We start from the raw sequence: 15,080 nt of genomic DNA, 5'->3' as shown, positions 1-15,080 counted from the left end.
CTCTTTTTGCAAATTTTCATGGTTCGATAGTTTACACCTTTGCCTTTTCACTAGCACGATTCACCACCACATCAATGTGATAACAATCACTAAAACATATAACATCCGCGCGATTATTATTTTTATAAAGGCGAGTTTTAAGTGAAAGAATCTCGAGAAACGTTAAATTTTAGTGAATTAAACACAACAACTACTTGGACGAAACATGATACTCATTGGGTATTAAGTCTGTTTGGTACCGCCGTGGGTGCTGGCATTCTATTTCTTCCTATTAACTTGGGCATCGGTGGTTTCTGGCCATTGGTAGTTATGGCAGTCCTCGCTTACCCAATGACTTACTTAGCACACCGAGGCCTTGCTCGCTTTGTTCTGTCATCAAAAATCAAAAACGCAGACTTTACCGATGTAGTAGAAGAACACTTTGGGGCGAAAGCTGGTCGTTCGATTTCGCTGCTGTATTTTCTTTCTATCTTCCCAATTCTACTGATCTATGGCGTTGGTATTACCAACACTGTTGACAGCTTTATGGTCAACCAAGCAGGTATGGAGCCGCTGCCACGCGCCCTACTATCTGGCGTATTAGTATTCAGTTTGATTGCAATCATGATGGCCGGTGAAAAAGTGATGCTTCGTGCGTTCGCTATCATGGTTTACCCATTGGTTGCGATTCTGGCATTTTTATCATTCTACCTAATGCCAAACTGGAGCATGCCTGTCATGGATGCACCAGAAATGTTCTCATTTGCGAGCACGATGTGGCTTGCGATTCCAGTCGTTATCTTCTCATTTAGCCACGCAGCGGCGATCTCAAGTTTTGCAAACGTACAACGCCGACATTACGGTGAAGGCGCCGATGTAAAATCAGAACTGATCTTGCGCCGTACAAGTGTCATGCTGATCGCATTCGTGTTGCTGTTTGTCTTCTCATGCGTACTTGCTCTTTCCCCGGAGCAACTGGCAGAAGCAAAAGCACAAAACGTATCGGTATTGTCTTACTTAGCTAACGCGACGGAAAACCCATTCATTGCAACCTTAGGTCCGCTTGTTGCCTTCGTGGCAATTACTTCTTCATTCCTTGGGCACTTCCTTGGCGCACGCGAAAGCCTTAATGGTTTGATCACTAAACATTCTGATATGCCAAAACGACGTGTTGATCACATTAGTGTTGTCGTACTGTTTGTATCGATTTGGATCGCAGCAATCATGAACCCTAGCATACTAGGCATGATGGAAGCTCTATCAGGTCCAGTCATTGCCATGATCTTATTTATTATGCCGATGTTAGCGGTATACAAAGTGAAAGGACTGCAGAATTATCGTGGAAAAGCATCTACATACTTTGTACTAATGACAGGTATTGTTGCAGTAAGTGCGTTGGTTTTTAGCTTGTTGAGTTAAGAAAAGAGACTTAGGCGAGATTTTCAGGGGAATACCTTATTTTTTATTAAGGTAATTCCCTGAATTTTGCTATGGTTTTCTTGTCAGTGATGATTCGTTACTGTCTCATTGAATGAGAGTGAAAACACCTGCGATCATCAGAACTGAAGCAATACAAGTACGACCGATAATGCCGAAGCGAGAAGGTTGAATCATTTCGTTGTGCATAGGCAATCTCCTTTTTGATGGGAACAGCCAGTTTTTCATGGCTTAATAACACTATGTACAAAAACGACTTTCCACACAATACATACCTGTATTAAATATTTATGACAGTCAGATGAAATTTTAGATGTCGAATGACTTACTCGTTTAATCAGTTGAGTCTATCAAGTAATTTCTGGATAATTTGATCGCATAAAGCGTTGCTCATCGAGCATATTTTTGAAGCTCGGCCCCGCATCAAGTTTTACAATGACTTCCTTCTCTTCCATTCTTATTACGTGTCCGGCTAGAGATAATTCTGTATTGTCATGCAGAGAAAGTTCGCCTCTAACCTTGACTCCAACTGCGTCTAAAGAGTGGTGGGCTTTCAATAACCTTAAACCTTGCTCCGATAATTCACTCACTAAGTATCGAGTACCTGATATCAGTAGACTTGGTCTAGCGCAACTAGGGTACTGTAATCGGTAGTAAGCTCTTTGTTGTGTGGCTTTCCCTGCTATTGCCCCAGATAAAGACGTTGTGGATTTGAGCATAACCACCTCCTTATGTTTATGACTGCATCCATTCTACAAGCGTTTTATATTTCCTCAGATTAACTACGTTCAAACTTGGTTGTCGTAACTACTGCAACTTACATACCACAACTTAATTTTCAAGTAATGCAATCTTATAAATGCTATATTACCAATGTCTTTGCACCACTCTCGGTATTAGTCTCTTATAAATGCGTGTACTTTCTTTCTCAAAGCCCTGTTTAGCCATTCTAACTGCTTTTCTAGTGTCATTATCGCTTCCTTCTGCAGCAAAGGAAGGCAAAAAACACTCGTGTTACTTAATGCAGAATACGGCAGCTGAAGACCTGCCTACACTGCAGTTTTACTTTGAGTCGATCGGTAAACCAAGAGCAATCAAAAACACTGCTCTAGAGCAGCCTAACCGTACTTCCCCTCAGGCTCAGGCACTGTATTATTTCGCTCGTATCTACCTAGAACGATATGAAGGTGTTCCAATATCGGATCTGCCTGATATGGTGGCCTTTGGAAACAAGCACCAACTCCAGTGGGTAATCGCCGAAGCTAAACTTAACAAAGCGATAGAATACATAGAAGCGGATGATGTCTGGCAAGGGGAGTTGTTGTTACACGATGTGATCAATATTAGCCGTGAAATTGGTTACAAGGCTCTCCAAGGCCGTGCCTACCGTTGGCTTGGCAACGCTGAAATTCGTCGCTCACAAGTACAAGCAGGTATGAGGCACTATCGTACCGCTTTTGACCTACTTGATGATTCGCATTTTGAGATTCAAGTTGCAATGACACTGAACAATATCGCTTCAGTTTATATCGAGACATCTGACTGGACGCGAGCTGAGAACTACATTAATCAAGCAATCAAAACCTACCTCGATAAAACCAATAGCTTTGACAACAGCCTTTTTCTTGGCATTCTTTATGCGAACAAAAGTGTGATTGAGTTTGCTCAAGAACGATATGCTGAATCAGAGTATTACTTTGAGCAAGCCGTTAACCTAAGCATGGAAACAGGCTCAGATCGCTTAAAACATACCTCACTAGCCAACCTTTCTCAGCTATTGAGTGCAATGGGAAAAACAACAGATGCTCTTGCGCTTGCTCAGCGTTGCTTAGCACTTCCAACAATCAACTCTAATAGTGGTGTAAAAGTCTCTTGCTATGAAGCATTCTCAGAAGCCTATTTAATTCGCAATGAGTTTAACCTTGCTATAGATAGTGCAAACAAAGCACTGGAGCAAATGGAAATAACCTTAGTCTCGGAGTCTCGAGAACGAATGGACATGCTCTTAGTCCTAGTACAAGCAAGTCAAGAATTGAAACAATACGAACAAGCGTTTCATTACCTATCTAAACTCAGAAGCTTGGAAAAAGACTACGATAGCCACGCAGACGGTGAGGAGATGTTGGACATCAAATTCGATCTAGAAGCTAAACTAGCCCAAAAAGAATTGAAACTATTGGAAGCTCAGAATGCTCTACAAGCATCTAAGCTACAAGCCCAGCGATACAGAGAAATTTTCTATTTCTTATCACTCATTGGTATCGCATCTTTAGGGATAAGGTATGTATCTCGAATCAAAAGAGTCAACCGAGAACTCGCTGAGCAAAACGTTATTGATCCTTTAACCCAAGTTCATAATCGTCGCTACTTACCCCATTGGTTGCGTAACATGGCCAACACCGCACCTGAGAGTATGTTTTCTTTAGCAGTCATTGATATCGACTATTTCAAACAGTTCAATGACACGTACGGTCATGATAAGGGAGATCAAATGCTGAAACATGTATCTTCTGTGATTAAGCGTTCGGTCCGATCTAAAGATTTACTTGCCCGCTGGGGAGGCGAGGAGTTTGTTTTAGTTTTTGAAGCCAAAAACATCGACGAATGCTCAAAAACTTTAGAAAGACTAAGGAAAGCAGTTGAAAACGAAAAGCTTAGCATTAATAGTTTAACCCTTAGCGCGACCATCTCGATTGGTGCGATAAAAACAATGAACGTCACTATGCTCAATACTAATTGGGATGACTGTTTTATGGCTGCCGACCAAGCGCTTTACGAAGCGAAACAAGCAGGAAGAAACCAATACAAAATCAATTCTGGTTAAATTATGAAAAAACATCTATTCGTCACGATCATCGCTAGTTTGTTAGTTAGCGCCTGCTCGAACCAACAAGCCGCAGAAATGGGTATGAGAGGCAGTAGTGTCAATGTGTACGCACAGCAAATGAGCAACATGCAACTATGTGAGACGTTGTTTTATAAACGCCAAACAAACCAGACATTGGCAGCAATTGGCTCTGAGTTCAATCGACGAGGCTTAAACAAAAAGTGGTGCGATAAAGAACGCAATAAGTGGTACATCGAAAAATGGGTCGATACGCTGATTACGAAGAAGGAAGAAAGCCACACTGAAAGCGAGGTTACGATACAACCTGCTATATGAGAACCCCACACCTTTAAGTAGCGAGAATAATCGCTACTTTTTTGCGACTTTTCACATCTCTTCCCCATATCCAATATCTAGAATCTTACGTTCTATCAACCCCTAAGCGTTATTACAACGCGATCCGTCGAAAAATGAAAGTAAAGAGAATGTAAACGGTTTTCGTTTCCATTCTAAGCCGCTAGCTTTGTTTAGACCTGTTTAAAGGAGTATCGAACAGGGACAAAAATTCCAAACAAAGACATGAGGTCACAAATGGAAACACGCATTAATCGCCTATTCGCTGCAATGTTAGCAGTAGGCCTTTCACCTGCCGTCTCGGCTTATGATCCGCTCTACTCTGAGCAATGGCACCTAGACAACACTGGCCAAACTGCATTTGCAGCAAACCCTGCCGTTGCGGGTAATGACTTGAACACCAAACTGACACAAGCCATGGGCATTGCTGGTGTTGGTGTAAAAGTTGCCGTTATTGACTCTGGCGTACAGATCGATCACCCAGACCTTGCAGGTAACGTAGTCACAGGTAGCAGAAACTTCGTTGAAGACTCTTCATTCCCAGCCGATTACCCAGTTGATACAAATGGCCATGGTACCGCTGTAGCCGGCTTAATCAGCGCTGTTGGTAACAACGGTGAGGGCGTTCGCGGCGTAGCTTCTCGCTCTTCTCTAATGGGCTTTAACTGGCTCGCAAACCAAACGCTGGAAGGCTGGTTGATTTCTCACGGCGTGGACGCTGCAACCAGCGATGTTCGCGTTTTCAACCAAAGTTATGGTTTTAGCCCAATCTACCCTATTCCATTCGACGAGAACGATCCGCAGTTCAAGCTTGAAATGGATGTAATGAAAGACGTCAGCGAAGGTAATGCTTGGGGTCGTGGTGCTGTCTTCGTTAAATCTGCCGGTAACGGTTACCGCTACTTCAACACTGGCCGTTTTTTCGTGCTTCCTAGCGACTTTTTCGCAGGCGGTGGCAACAAAGGCCTACCAATGCATAACTCGGCACAGTCTTACGACAATGCGAGTTACTACAACCTTGTAACCAGCGCACTTCGTGCTGACGGAACTCGCGCCAGCTACTCATCAGTTGGTGCTAACGTGTGGGTCGCAGCACCAGCAGGTGAATACGGTCAAGACTTCCCAGCAATGGTAACGACAGATCTAGTAGGCTGTGAAGAAGGTCAAAACACCAGTGCAGATTTAGGTATTAACGGCCTGCACGGCGGTACTGAGCAAGATCCGAACTGTAACTACACCAGCACAATGAATGGTACGTCTTCAGCGGCGCCAAACACGTCTGGTGCAATTGCAGCGATTATGTCAACCAACCATGCGCTAACCGCTCGTGATGTCCGTGCGTTACTGGCAGAAACAGCAAGCGTAACAGACAAAGACCACCCAGGTGTTCAACTTGAGTTCGTTAATAGCCAAGGTGACTTGGTAAGCTACGAAGCGATTTCACCATGGCAGAAAAACGCAGCTGGCGTTGACTTCCATACCTTCTACGGTTTTGGCGCAGTCAACCTAGATGAAGCAATGAAACGTGCTCGTATGACAAACAACGTTCTACCTGCACAAGTTATTACACCTTGGGCAAGCAATGCGACGGAAGTGATTGTTCCAGACGCTAACTTAGCGGGTGGCTCTTCAGCGATTGCTGTTACCGATGACATTACTGTTGAGTCAGTACAAGTGAAACTAACACTTGAACACTCGCGTCTACCGGATTTGGCAATCGAGCTGATTTCTCCATCAGGTACACGTTCAGTTCTGCAAACACCACGTAATGGTCTCGTTGGTCAATCTCTGGATTCAACAGTAGCGGGTTATGAAAACCAATTAATGCTTTCTAACCAATTCTACGGTGAAAACGCAAAAGGCGAATGGACACTACGAGCTATCGATACCAACGGCGATGAAGTGTTCTCATTCATTGCATATTTCAATTCTTCAGCTATCTATGATGTACCGATGGCTAACAACGCAAAACCAGGTGTTATCAAAAACTGGTCTATGCGTATCTTCGGTCACTAAGGAGTCATTCACATGAAATTTATGACATTTTCTATTCTGGCTCTATCGACAATGGCAACGGCTGTACAAGCAGAGCAACAATTGGCTCAGCAACCTACACCTGAACTGTTTGTCGCATCTGATGCTGTACAAATTAATGGTCAAGATTACCGAAAACTTTCTGTTGATAGCCTTGCCGAAGCGGCAGAGCTACACGCTGGTGATGAGGTGTTTAAGAATGCGTTTAGTAACGTATCTAAAGCAACGGGCCTTATCTTTGTTACGGTGAAAAGCCCAGCCGATGCTAAGGCAGTAGCTAAAGAGATCAAACTTGACGTCGTCTTTGCTCAAGGTGAATCAGCCGTGTTCAAAGCAGCCGAAGGCCAAGATCTTCTGAGCATTAGCGATTACCTAAATGCTGACAGTCGCGTAAAAGCGTCTAAAATTGAACTAAACAGCGGTAAATACCGTGCACAATAATTCTCTAACAAGAGAAGTTGGCCTATAAAAAATGCCTCAGCACATGCTGAGGCATTTTCTTTTCACTTACGAGAAACGGACAGTTTAAATCTATTGGGTTGAGATCCTACTGAATAAAACTGATTAACTTCTTCGCGATGTCAGTGTTATTTTGCGAACCAACAAACTTATCCGCACCTTGCCCATAAGCAAACACTTGGACGTCAACAGCGGTATGCCCTTTTGTCGTCCAGCCGGTGTAGCTCTTCTCATTAATGATTCCTTTCACTTCCTTGTAGAGGGCTTTAGCTGGTTCTTCACTCAATTTGGCGTATGCCAGCTTTCGGCCCTGATCTTTAGATAATGACCAATCGACCGACTCATTCCATGTCGCGATCATGTCGTGGGATTGCGCAAGAGACATCGCCAAAGGCCATGCGGTTTTGTGAACACCCTTAATCACCTCGGTATCCCACTGATACTGCCCATTCGCACCAATTGTTAAGCCGCCAGTTGAGTGATCAGCGGTGATCACCAATAAAGTATCAGGGTGAGCATCGACATACGCTTTAGCCAATTCAATTGACTTAGCAAAATCATTCATCTCCGCCATCGCACACGCAATATCGTTCGCATGCCCACACCAGTCGATCTGGCTACCTTCAATCATCACGAAGAAACCATTGTCTTGACGTTGTAATAGAGAAAGCGCTTTGTTGGTCATCTCTTCTAGGCGAGTGGGATTTTCATCTAGTGCGAACGGAAATGCCTTATCCGCGAACAAGCCTAAGGCGGGTAAAGTTTGTAGTGCAGGAAGCTGACCAAAGTCGGCAACGTATTGGTAGCCTTGCTGCTTGAACTCGTCAACTAAATTACGGTCTTCACGCTCGAAATAGCGAACACCACCGCCCAAGAGTAGATCGACTGGTAATTTCTCACCCACTTTATTGTCGATGTAATCATTGGCGATATCGTCATAGTTTCGGCGAGATTCATTATGAGCGGCAAAACTTGCAGGTGTTGCGTGGTTAATTTGCGATGTAGCCACCAAGCCAGTGGTCATGCCCTTCTCTTTCGCCATCTCTAACATCGTTTTGATCGGCTTCTTATCCGTATCCACTGCGATAGCACCATTGTAACTTTTGACACCGGTACTCAGCGCTGTAGCACTTGCAGCACTGTCAGTAACGTAAGTCGCATCATCAGGATACGTTTTCGCCATACCAACCAAAATAGAATCAAAAACCGTCGGCTCTATTTCATCTGTATTTGGATCATCATGATAATAGCGATAAGCGGTCGTAAAGGCTGGCCCCATGCCATCACCGATCATATAGATAATGTTCTTCGGCGCGTCACCTGCGTAAGAATGGGTAGCCAAGAGGCTCGCGGTAATTAGGGAGTATTTAAGTCTCATATCTCATCCATGACATAATGCGATGGCACCATAAAGGCACACATCAACTTGAGTATCGTTCTAATTTGCAAACGAATACTATCATGCACTTAGGATGAAACATGGCGTTGCTTCATAGTTTTACAACGCACATCATTTCTTGAACACAATCACTTCGGTCAACAAGTCTGCTTTGTCAGTGTCATTTGGGTTATTAAGGTAACGTTCAATGCCCAAGGGTTTCGTCTTCACTTTGATGCCATTGTACCTTGTGAGATTCATCGCATACGACCATGCATTACCTAAAAATTGATATTCACCCTTGTGTTCCACTGAATAAGTTTCGCAAGTCGGGATAGTTCCAGCAACAAAATCTCCGGTCGCTACAACACCTGTTTGTACTGGTAAACATGTAATGAACTCGAAATAACCGCGTTTCATGTCCATCGAAAGGTAAAAACAAAACAGTTCGCCAGTCACGGGGAGATTTTCTTTGTCTGCCATATCAAACAAACGCGAGACATGCTCTTGCATAACGGAAGGAACCTCTGAGAGCGTTCCGGCTCCAGTCAAACCAATGTAGCTAATCTCATTTTGTTTACGTAAACCAAGATCCGTGAGCTGTGAAAGGATTTGTCCCGTTTCCAGTTGACTTTTAAGCATACGCAAACCACGCTCATAATCCATTTCTATCATGGACTTAACCATAGTTTTAAAGAAGACGAGAAACCATGGAACACGTGATTGCATCTGCCACTCTACAGTACAACCATTAGAAGACGGCATGACAATAAAGGTAACTTTTGCGTGACTTTGAAAAGGGCGAAAGAAGTGTAACTCCATGTCTAGACGATGTTCTTGGGTACTTTCTAGCACGATCGCACCTGTTCCGATACGCTTACCGTTCCACTGATACCCAGAGCCCACTTTACCCTGCTCTTCACTATAAGTTAATTCACAATTAGGCTCTAAAATCAGCCAAGGGGACCACTCCTGCCAGTTTGTATAGTCCTTCAGATAATCAATCGTTTCACTTTGCGTTCTGCTTATTTCGATGCTTTTACTAACCTCATACGAGAGCATAGCCCCTCCTTAGGTTTAGATTCTAATCTCTTTAAGATTATAGATGCATAAGCAAAACGACACCCATTCACTTCTACAAATAGGTATTAAATCGAAAACATTAAATGAGATTAACTGGTACTGACGGGGTAATCTCCGTTTACCAATTCTTGAACAAAACCAGAACCCGCACCAGTATGAGTAATCCATACCTTTTCTTTTGCTCGTGTTAACGCAACATAGAACAAGCGGCGTTCTTCTGCATATGGGAACTTGTCTTTTGATTCACAAAGTGCACCGTCGATATGCACTTGCTTCTTCTTAGCAGGAAACTGTCCTTCATCGACCGAGAGAATGATAACAAAGTCTGCTTCCCTCCCCTTGCTCGCATGACAAGTCATAAAGCGAACATCAAGATTTGGAAAACGCTTCAACCAATCATCGTATAGATCTGGCTTATGGTAATGGTTACGTCCCAACAACAGTACAGACTTGGTTTTCTTCGCTTGTTGATTAAGTTGATCAAGAATCTTCTCAACTTGATTACTCGGTGTAGTATGCACACTCTTCTGCTTACGTTGCTTATGACTATTAAGTGTCTTCGGCAACTGAGATGGGTTCTCTTGCACAAAAGTATTCGCCACATCACCAATTTGGTTGTTAAAGCGATAGGTCGTATCTAGGTGATGCACTGTCGAATGAATGAAGCGGTCCTGGAAGCCTGTCGTCAAATCAACATCTGCTCCGGCAAACTGATAAATCGCCTGCCAGTCATCTCCGACAGCAAACAAGGTCGCACCGGCTTGCTTTTGTGTTGACTCACACAAGGCTTCAATCAGAGCCAAACGATCAGGGGAAATATCTTGGTACTCATCCACCATGATAAAGCGCCAAGGTGATATATATTTACCTTTGCTCACGTAGTCGGTTGCACGACTGATCATGGTTGGAAAATCAACGTGATTAGTCTCTTTCAGCATCTTTTGCCACGCACTAAAACATGGCCAACACAGCGCCAACTCACTGTTCAAACGCGTGTAGTCTTGATGATTAACCAGCCTCTCTTGCACTTGCTTCTTGGTAAGGCCAACCGCCGCAAGCTGTGACAGTTGTTGATCTAGCCAAGCGATCAGTTTTGGGTTTTCTGAGTGACTGCCTAACTCATCGTCACCTTTCAAATAAGCGATCGGCCATTTGTCCAAGTGCTTTTGCCAACGCTTAAAGTTAGTCGGAGTCATCCAGTGTTTCTTGAGCCAATCGATGCACCATGCTGTACGTTGATTGTCATCCAATGCGAGCGGGCTGATCTCTACAGGTTGCGGCTCAACTTGATTTAGAATGCGCAAACCAAGTTGATGGAAAGTATTGACGCGTACGCCTTCTGCAGCCAATCCCACTTTGTCGACCAAACGATCTTTCATCTCTGTTGCAGCATCACGGCCAAACGCGAGCATCAATAGTTCTTCAGCTTGAGCTTGGTGGCTTTGCAGTAAATACGCCACACGTGCCGTCAGTACGCTTGTTTTACCTGACCCAGCCCCAGCTAAAACAAGGTTATGATCATCATTAAGCAGCACTGCATGCTGCTGCGAAAGATTCAACGGTGAAGACTCAATACGGCTAAATAGCACTTCCCAATTTGGGCGTTCATTCTCCAACCATTCATGATTGCGTTTGCTCAATGCGTTAGAAGTGTCAGAAAGCCATGGTTCAATCTCTGCCATACGATTTGGCATACGCATTTTCGCTTCTGCCAAGCTGGTCTTGATTTCAACGAGCTCAGAATTAAGTTGTTCGACCCAATTTTGCACTTTCGAATGCGGTAGATAAGCCGGTAAATGCTGAAGTTGATACAACTCATCTTCCCACTTAGGAAGGTATTCTGCGAGCTTACGGCACTGATTATTGTGCCACTCTTGATATTTTCTAACCGCCTCGACGGCAAACTTGCGACACTGCGGCCACGGCAAACCTTGCACTAACCAGCTCTGTTGCATACTATCTTGTTCATGAGCGAAGAACTGAAGCGAGCTCCAAAGTAGACCACGTTTAACGCTAACTTTGCCATTCCAAATCGTAAATGGTATGTGTTCTTCACTGCCCACCGAACTCAATAAAACACTGTTTTCTTTTATTTCTACCTGGTAATACTCATTTTGAATAAAAAACTGTGCTTTATTGGAGGCAGTAAGCTGCATGAAAGGTGCGCCTTTTAGTATAGAAGTTCTCGTTTTATATCATTTTAGACGCTCAAATTGTAGCGATGGATGAAGCACAAATCGCCTTCTGTCTGTATTCTTAATTAAAAATCACATTACTGTAGAATTTGTATACACGTATCACTTCTTCTTCGACAACCAACACGTTAAGTCAATGACTATTCTGTTGATTTCCTGACCATGTGACGTTTTTTATTAAAATAGGTCATAAACACGTTATAGTGAGTTTGTTAGAATTCTCTCGTTTTCCACCGGCAACGAAAGGCGCATTGTGCAAGCTGCTTTAAAATTACGCCTCTATTGGGCAAACAAAACCATTAATTACAGCATTCTGATTTTAATTACCTTGTTAGGGGTAGTGATTCCTGCTTGGTACTTCGATCAAAATGTACTAATAACTCCCCTTATATTGGGTGTTATTGCAGCCGCATTGGCGGAAAGTGATGATAGCTTCACTGGTAGGATTAAAGCACTAATTCTTACCTTTATTTGTTTTGCTGTCGCCGCATTCTCTATTGAGATTCTGTTCAATACACCTTGGGCGTTTGCTGTTGGTCTGTTTGTGTCAGCCTTTGGCTTTATTATGCTTGGCGCTATTGGCCCCAAATACGCAAGCATTGCATTTGGTTCACTACTGATAGCTATCTACGCCATGCTCGGAGCGCATGAAAGTACCAACATTTGGTTCCAACCATTACTGCTATTGACAGGTGCTGCATGGTATTACTTTATGTCCATGATTTGGCAAATATTCTGGCCCCTTCAGCCAGTTCAACAAAGCCTTGCAACTGTGTTTTTACAAATTGCCAACTACCTAGACGCTAAAGCAAAGCTATTTCACCCGGTCACGAACCTGACGCCACAGCCAATGCGAATTGAGGCTGCAAAACTCAATGCAGCAACAGTAAATGCACTCAATGCGTGTAAAGCCACGTTATTAAGCCGCTCTAAGCGTGGACACATTGACGGCCCGAGTGACCGATTCTTGAACATCTATTTTATTGCACAAGATATCCATGAGCGCGTCAGTTCAAGCCACTATCGCTATCAAGACTTAGCCACAGAATTCGAACGTTCAGATGTATTGTTCCGCTTTAAATACTTACTGGAATCACAAGCTCAAGCTTGTCGTGATATTGCTCATGCTATTCGATTAGGAAACGAATACACCCACACAGACCAATCTATTTTGGCATTGGCGGAGTTACAAAACTCATTAGGGTATTTGGAAGAGCAGCAACAAAGCCACTGGAAGCGTTTGTTGGCTCAACTTACCTACCTCTTCAACAACCTTGCGACGGTAGAGAAACAGTTAAGCAATATCAACAACCCTGATGCAGAACGTTTAGAAGAAGACGTGCTTGATGACACCAACCCACACACGTTAAAAGCGATGTGGCAACGCATTGCTGCCAACCTACATAAAGACTCAATGCTGTTTCGCCATGCGCTGCGCATGTCGATAGCACTGACCGTAGGCTATGGAATCATTCAAGCCTTCGATATTGACCGTGGCTACTGGATTTTGCTCACCACCTTGTTCGTGTGCCAGCCTAACTACAGTGCAACGCGACAAAAACTAACAGCGCGTGTGATAGGCACATTAGCAGGCTTACTAATTGGTGTTCCGCTTCTCACCTTTTTTCCTTCACAAGAAAGTCAGTTAGTATTCATCGTGCTATCAGGCGTGATGTTCTTCGCCTTCCGCATCAACAACTATGGCTACGCTACAGGCTTCATTACCTTGCTGGTACTTTTCTTGTTCAATCAGCTAGGTGAAGGCTATGCGGTAGTGCTCCCTCGCCTCGCCGATACGCTAATTGGCTGTGTGCTCGCGGTGGGGGCAGTTTTAGTTGTTCTACCAGATTGGCAATCGAAACGCCTACACAAAGTGATGTCAGACGCGATAGATGCAAACAAACAATACCTTGGTCAGATCATTGGTCAGTATCGTATTGGTAAAAAGGATAACCTCAGCTACCGAATTGCCCGTCGTCAGGCTCACAATAACGACGCCAACCTTTCTTCTGCCATCAGTACGATGCTGGCAGAGCCGGGTAAATATCGAACAGCTGTGGATGAAAGCTTCCGATTCTTAACGCTTAATCATGCAATGCTCAGCTACATCTCCGCACTTGGTGCGCACCGTACGAGAATTGAAGACGAGGCAATTCATCAATTGGTGCTCGATGCTCACCGCTGCATCCACCAGCACTTAGATGTTCTTCATCAGCAGTTACATCAACATTGTGAAGAGTGTGATTTGTCATCAATTGACGACTCCAACTTGGAACAACGCCTGAATGAATGGCGCGATGAAGATGACCACTCAGCTCGAATGGTGCTTCAGCAATTACATCTTATCTACCGGATGCTACCTGAACTACACTCTCTCGCCTCAAAGTTTGCAGTCAGGGCAAACTAAAACAGCAAATCCTGCGCCAGAAATATTCTGGCGCTTGTAAGTCATTGATGCCCCGAAAAGTCAGAAAATTCTTACCTTCTGCTTACGTCACCTGACAATTTTCGGACAATAAATCACCGTTCAAAATCTACTCTCAAAATCATTAGACGTGTAATCAACTCCACCTAGCCACTATGACAAAGGGGTTAAACATGGCAGTGATAAAGACGAGAGAGATAAAAGAGATGACGACTCAACAATTTAATGAGCTGATGGATAAACTGGATCTACTAAACTCAAATCAATTGAAAACCTTAAAGAGCCAGATTAATCACCAATTGGATAAGACTAGCGCACCAGTACTGTCCAGCGAAGAAAAAGACATGTTGTCAAAGCTCTTTGTCTAATTGGATATAGACATCAACGTTGCAAGTTAGCTCCTACCCAACTATGCTTCATATAGCATATTAGGTGATGGAGGCGGCGTGCCAGTATCAGGGATTAGTACCGGTAACCAGATTATTCAGCTCTCTCAAAAGATGGCTGAGCAAGCCGTGCAGGAAATACAACAATCTGAAATTGCATTAGATGAAACTCTAAGCTTCAACAAAGTAGAATCACTTAACACCCTAACCGACACCACTCTTCCACCTCCTTCAAGCGATGCTATTGACCCTTTAGTATCACTAACTCAAGCCTCGACCTATAACCGAATCGGTGCGTCAGTTGTTGAAAAAAACAATGAAGTAATCGGCAGTTTGCTCGACATTCATGTTTAAAGTTGATTTTGTCTCACTTTTAAGCCGCTTAATTTATAATTTAATAATTATTTACGAAGACATACCTCTTCAAAAACATGAAAATGCATGTTAATAAAGTGTCATTAAAGACATGTCTTCTCTAGACAATCAATTAACGCTAACTATAAGTCTAAGAGAGTTCTTTAAT

At 43.5% G+C, this 15,080-nt stretch carries 12 protein-coding genes; 8 read left to right on the top strand and 4 right to left on the bottom strand.

Features of this window, described 5'->3' with window-relative positions:
* Positions 1-141: 141 nt before the first annotated feature.
* A complete protein-coding gene (locus BSZ04_RS07720) occupies positions 142-1,398 on the top strand; it encodes an aromatic amino acid transport family protein (RefSeq protein WP_088880068.1) in 1,257 nt (418 codons plus the stop codon).
* A gap of 368 nt (positions 1,399-1,766) precedes the next feature.
* Here the strand turns inward: BSZ04_RS07720 and BSZ04_RS07710 are convergent, their stop codons facing one another.
* Positions 1,767-2,135 carry a PilZ domain-containing protein gene (locus tag BSZ04_RS07710; RefSeq protein ID WP_010452320.1) on the bottom strand — a complete coding sequence of 123 codons (369 nt, stop codon included), beginning with the start codon at positions 2,133-2,135 and terminating at the stop codon, positions 1,767-1,769.
* Between the two features lie 302 nt (positions 2,136-2,437).
* On the opposite strand from BSZ04_RS07710, the gene BSZ04_RS07705 reads away from it, so the two are divergent.
* The 4 genes from BSZ04_RS07705 to BSZ04_RS07690 all read left to right on the top strand — a co-directional run bounded on the left by BSZ04_RS07705 (position 2,438) and on the right by BSZ04_RS07690 (position 7,072).
* Positions 2,438-4,240: a tetratricopeptide repeat-containing diguanylate cyclase gene (locus BSZ04_RS07705; protein WP_088880067.1), complete on the top strand. Its 1,803-nt coding sequence runs from the start codon at positions 2,438-2,440 to the stop codon at positions 4,238-4,240.
* A gap of 3 nt (positions 4,241-4,243) precedes the next feature.
* Positions 4,244-4,579 (top strand): hypothetical protein, encoded by a 336-nt coding sequence (locus tag BSZ04_RS07700; RefSeq protein ID WP_038886775.1) that lies wholly within the window; start codon positions 4,244-4,246, stop codon positions 4,577-4,579.
* A 255-nt stretch (positions 4,580-4,834) separates the two neighbouring features.
* Positions 4,835-6,613 (top strand): S8 family peptidase, encoded by a 1,779-nt coding sequence (locus BSZ04_RS07695; protein WP_088880066.1) that lies wholly within the window; start codon positions 4,835-4,837, stop codon positions 6,611-6,613.
* 12 nt (positions 6,614-6,625) lie between these two features.
* Positions 6,626-7,072 (top strand): hypothetical protein, encoded by a 447-nt coding sequence (locus BSZ04_RS07690; protein WP_088880065.1) that lies wholly within the window; start codon positions 6,626-6,628, stop codon positions 7,070-7,072.
* A gap of 106 nt (positions 7,073-7,178) precedes the next feature.
* On the opposite strand, the gene BSZ04_RS07685 is transcribed toward BSZ04_RS07690, so the two are convergent.
* From BSZ04_RS07685 to helD, 3 genes are all read right to left on the bottom strand, one after another.
* Positions 7,179-8,468 carry an alkaline phosphatase gene (locus BSZ04_RS07685; protein WP_088880064.1) on the bottom strand — a complete coding sequence of 430 codons (1,290 nt, stop codon included), beginning with the start codon at positions 8,466-8,468 and terminating at the stop codon, positions 7,179-7,181.
* 132 nt (positions 8,469-8,600) lie between these two features.
* A complete protein-coding gene (locus BSZ04_RS07680) occupies positions 8,601-9,530 on the bottom strand; it encodes an SRPBCC family protein (RefSeq protein WP_088880063.1) in 930 nt (309 codons plus the stop codon).
* 110 nt (positions 9,531-9,640) lie between these two features.
* Positions 9,641-11,707 carry a DNA helicase IV gene (helD, locus tag BSZ04_RS07675; protein ID WP_088880062.1) on the bottom strand — a complete coding sequence of 689 codons (2,067 nt, stop codon included), beginning with the start codon at positions 11,705-11,707 and terminating at the stop codon, positions 9,641-9,643.
* 292 nt (positions 11,708-11,999) lie between these two features.
* On the opposite strand from helD, the gene yccS reads away from it, so the two are divergent.
* The 3 genes from yccS to BSZ04_RS07660 all read left to right on the top strand — a co-directional run bounded on the left by yccS (position 12,000) and on the right by BSZ04_RS07660 (position 14,911).
* The gene (gene yccS, locus BSZ04_RS07670; RefSeq protein WP_088880061.1) at positions 12,000-14,153 is read left to right on the top strand and encodes a YccS family putative transporter; all 2,154 of its coding nucleotides are present in this window, start codon (positions 12,000-12,002) and stop codon (positions 14,151-14,153) included.
* A gap of 191 nt (positions 14,154-14,344) precedes the next feature.
* Positions 14,345-14,539, top strand: coding sequence for a hypothetical protein (locus BSZ04_RS07665; RefSeq protein WP_088880060.1), 195 nt, complete (start codon positions 14,345-14,347; stop codon positions 14,537-14,539).
* A 78-nt stretch (positions 14,540-14,617) separates the two neighbouring features.
* Positions 14,618-14,911 carry a hypothetical protein gene (locus tag BSZ04_RS07660; protein ID WP_088880059.1) on the top strand — a complete coding sequence of 98 codons (294 nt, stop codon included), beginning with the start codon at positions 14,618-14,620 and terminating at the stop codon, positions 14,909-14,911.
* Positions 14,912-15,080 lie beyond the last annotated feature (169 nt).

It is taken from the genome of Vibrio rotiferianus, assembly GCF_002214395.1.
In the GTDB taxonomy this organism is placed as follows: domain Bacteria; phylum Pseudomonadota; class Gammaproteobacteria; order Enterobacterales; family Vibrionaceae; genus Vibrio; species Vibrio rotiferianus.
This window is presented reverse-complemented; position numbering and strand designations above follow the sequence as displayed.

What these genes read in the sequence shown, in the direction of transcription:
- BSZ04_RS07680 (WP_088880063.1), bottom strand. Translation starts at nt 9,530, where the DNA reads ATGCTCTCGTATGAGGTTAGTAAAAGCATCGAAATAAGCAGAACGCAA.
- BSZ04_RS07705 (WP_088880067.1), top strand. Translation starts at nt 2,438, where the DNA reads ATGCAGAATACGGCAGCTGAAGACCTGCCTACACTGCAGTTTTACTTT.
- BSZ04_RS07700 (WP_038886775.1), top strand. Translation starts at nt 4,244, where the DNA reads ATGAAAAAACATCTATTCGTCACGATCATCGCTAGTTTGTTAGTTAGC.
- BSZ04_RS07685 (WP_088880064.1), bottom strand. Translation starts at nt 8,468, where the DNA reads ATGAGACTTAAATACTCCCTAATTACCGCGAGCCTCTTGGCTACCCAT.
- BSZ04_RS07710 (WP_010452320.1), bottom strand. Translation starts at nt 2,135, where the DNA reads ATGCTCAAATCCACAACGTCTTTATCTGGGGCAATAGCAGGGAAAGCC.
- BSZ04_RS07695 (WP_088880066.1), top strand. Translation starts at nt 4,835, where the DNA reads ATGGAAACACGCATTAATCGCCTATTCGCTGCAATGTTAGCAGTAGGC.
- BSZ04_RS07665 (WP_088880060.1), top strand. Translation starts at nt 14,345, where the DNA reads ATGGCAGTGATAAAGACGAGAGAGATAAAAGAGATGACGACTCAACAA.
- BSZ04_RS07690 (WP_088880065.1), top strand. Translation starts at nt 6,626, where the DNA reads ATGAAATTTATGACATTTTCTATTCTGGCTCTATCGACAATGGCAACG.
- helD (WP_088880062.1), bottom strand. Translation starts at nt 11,707, where the DNA reads ATGCAGCTTACTGCCTCCAATAAAGCACAGTTTTTTATTCAAAATGAG.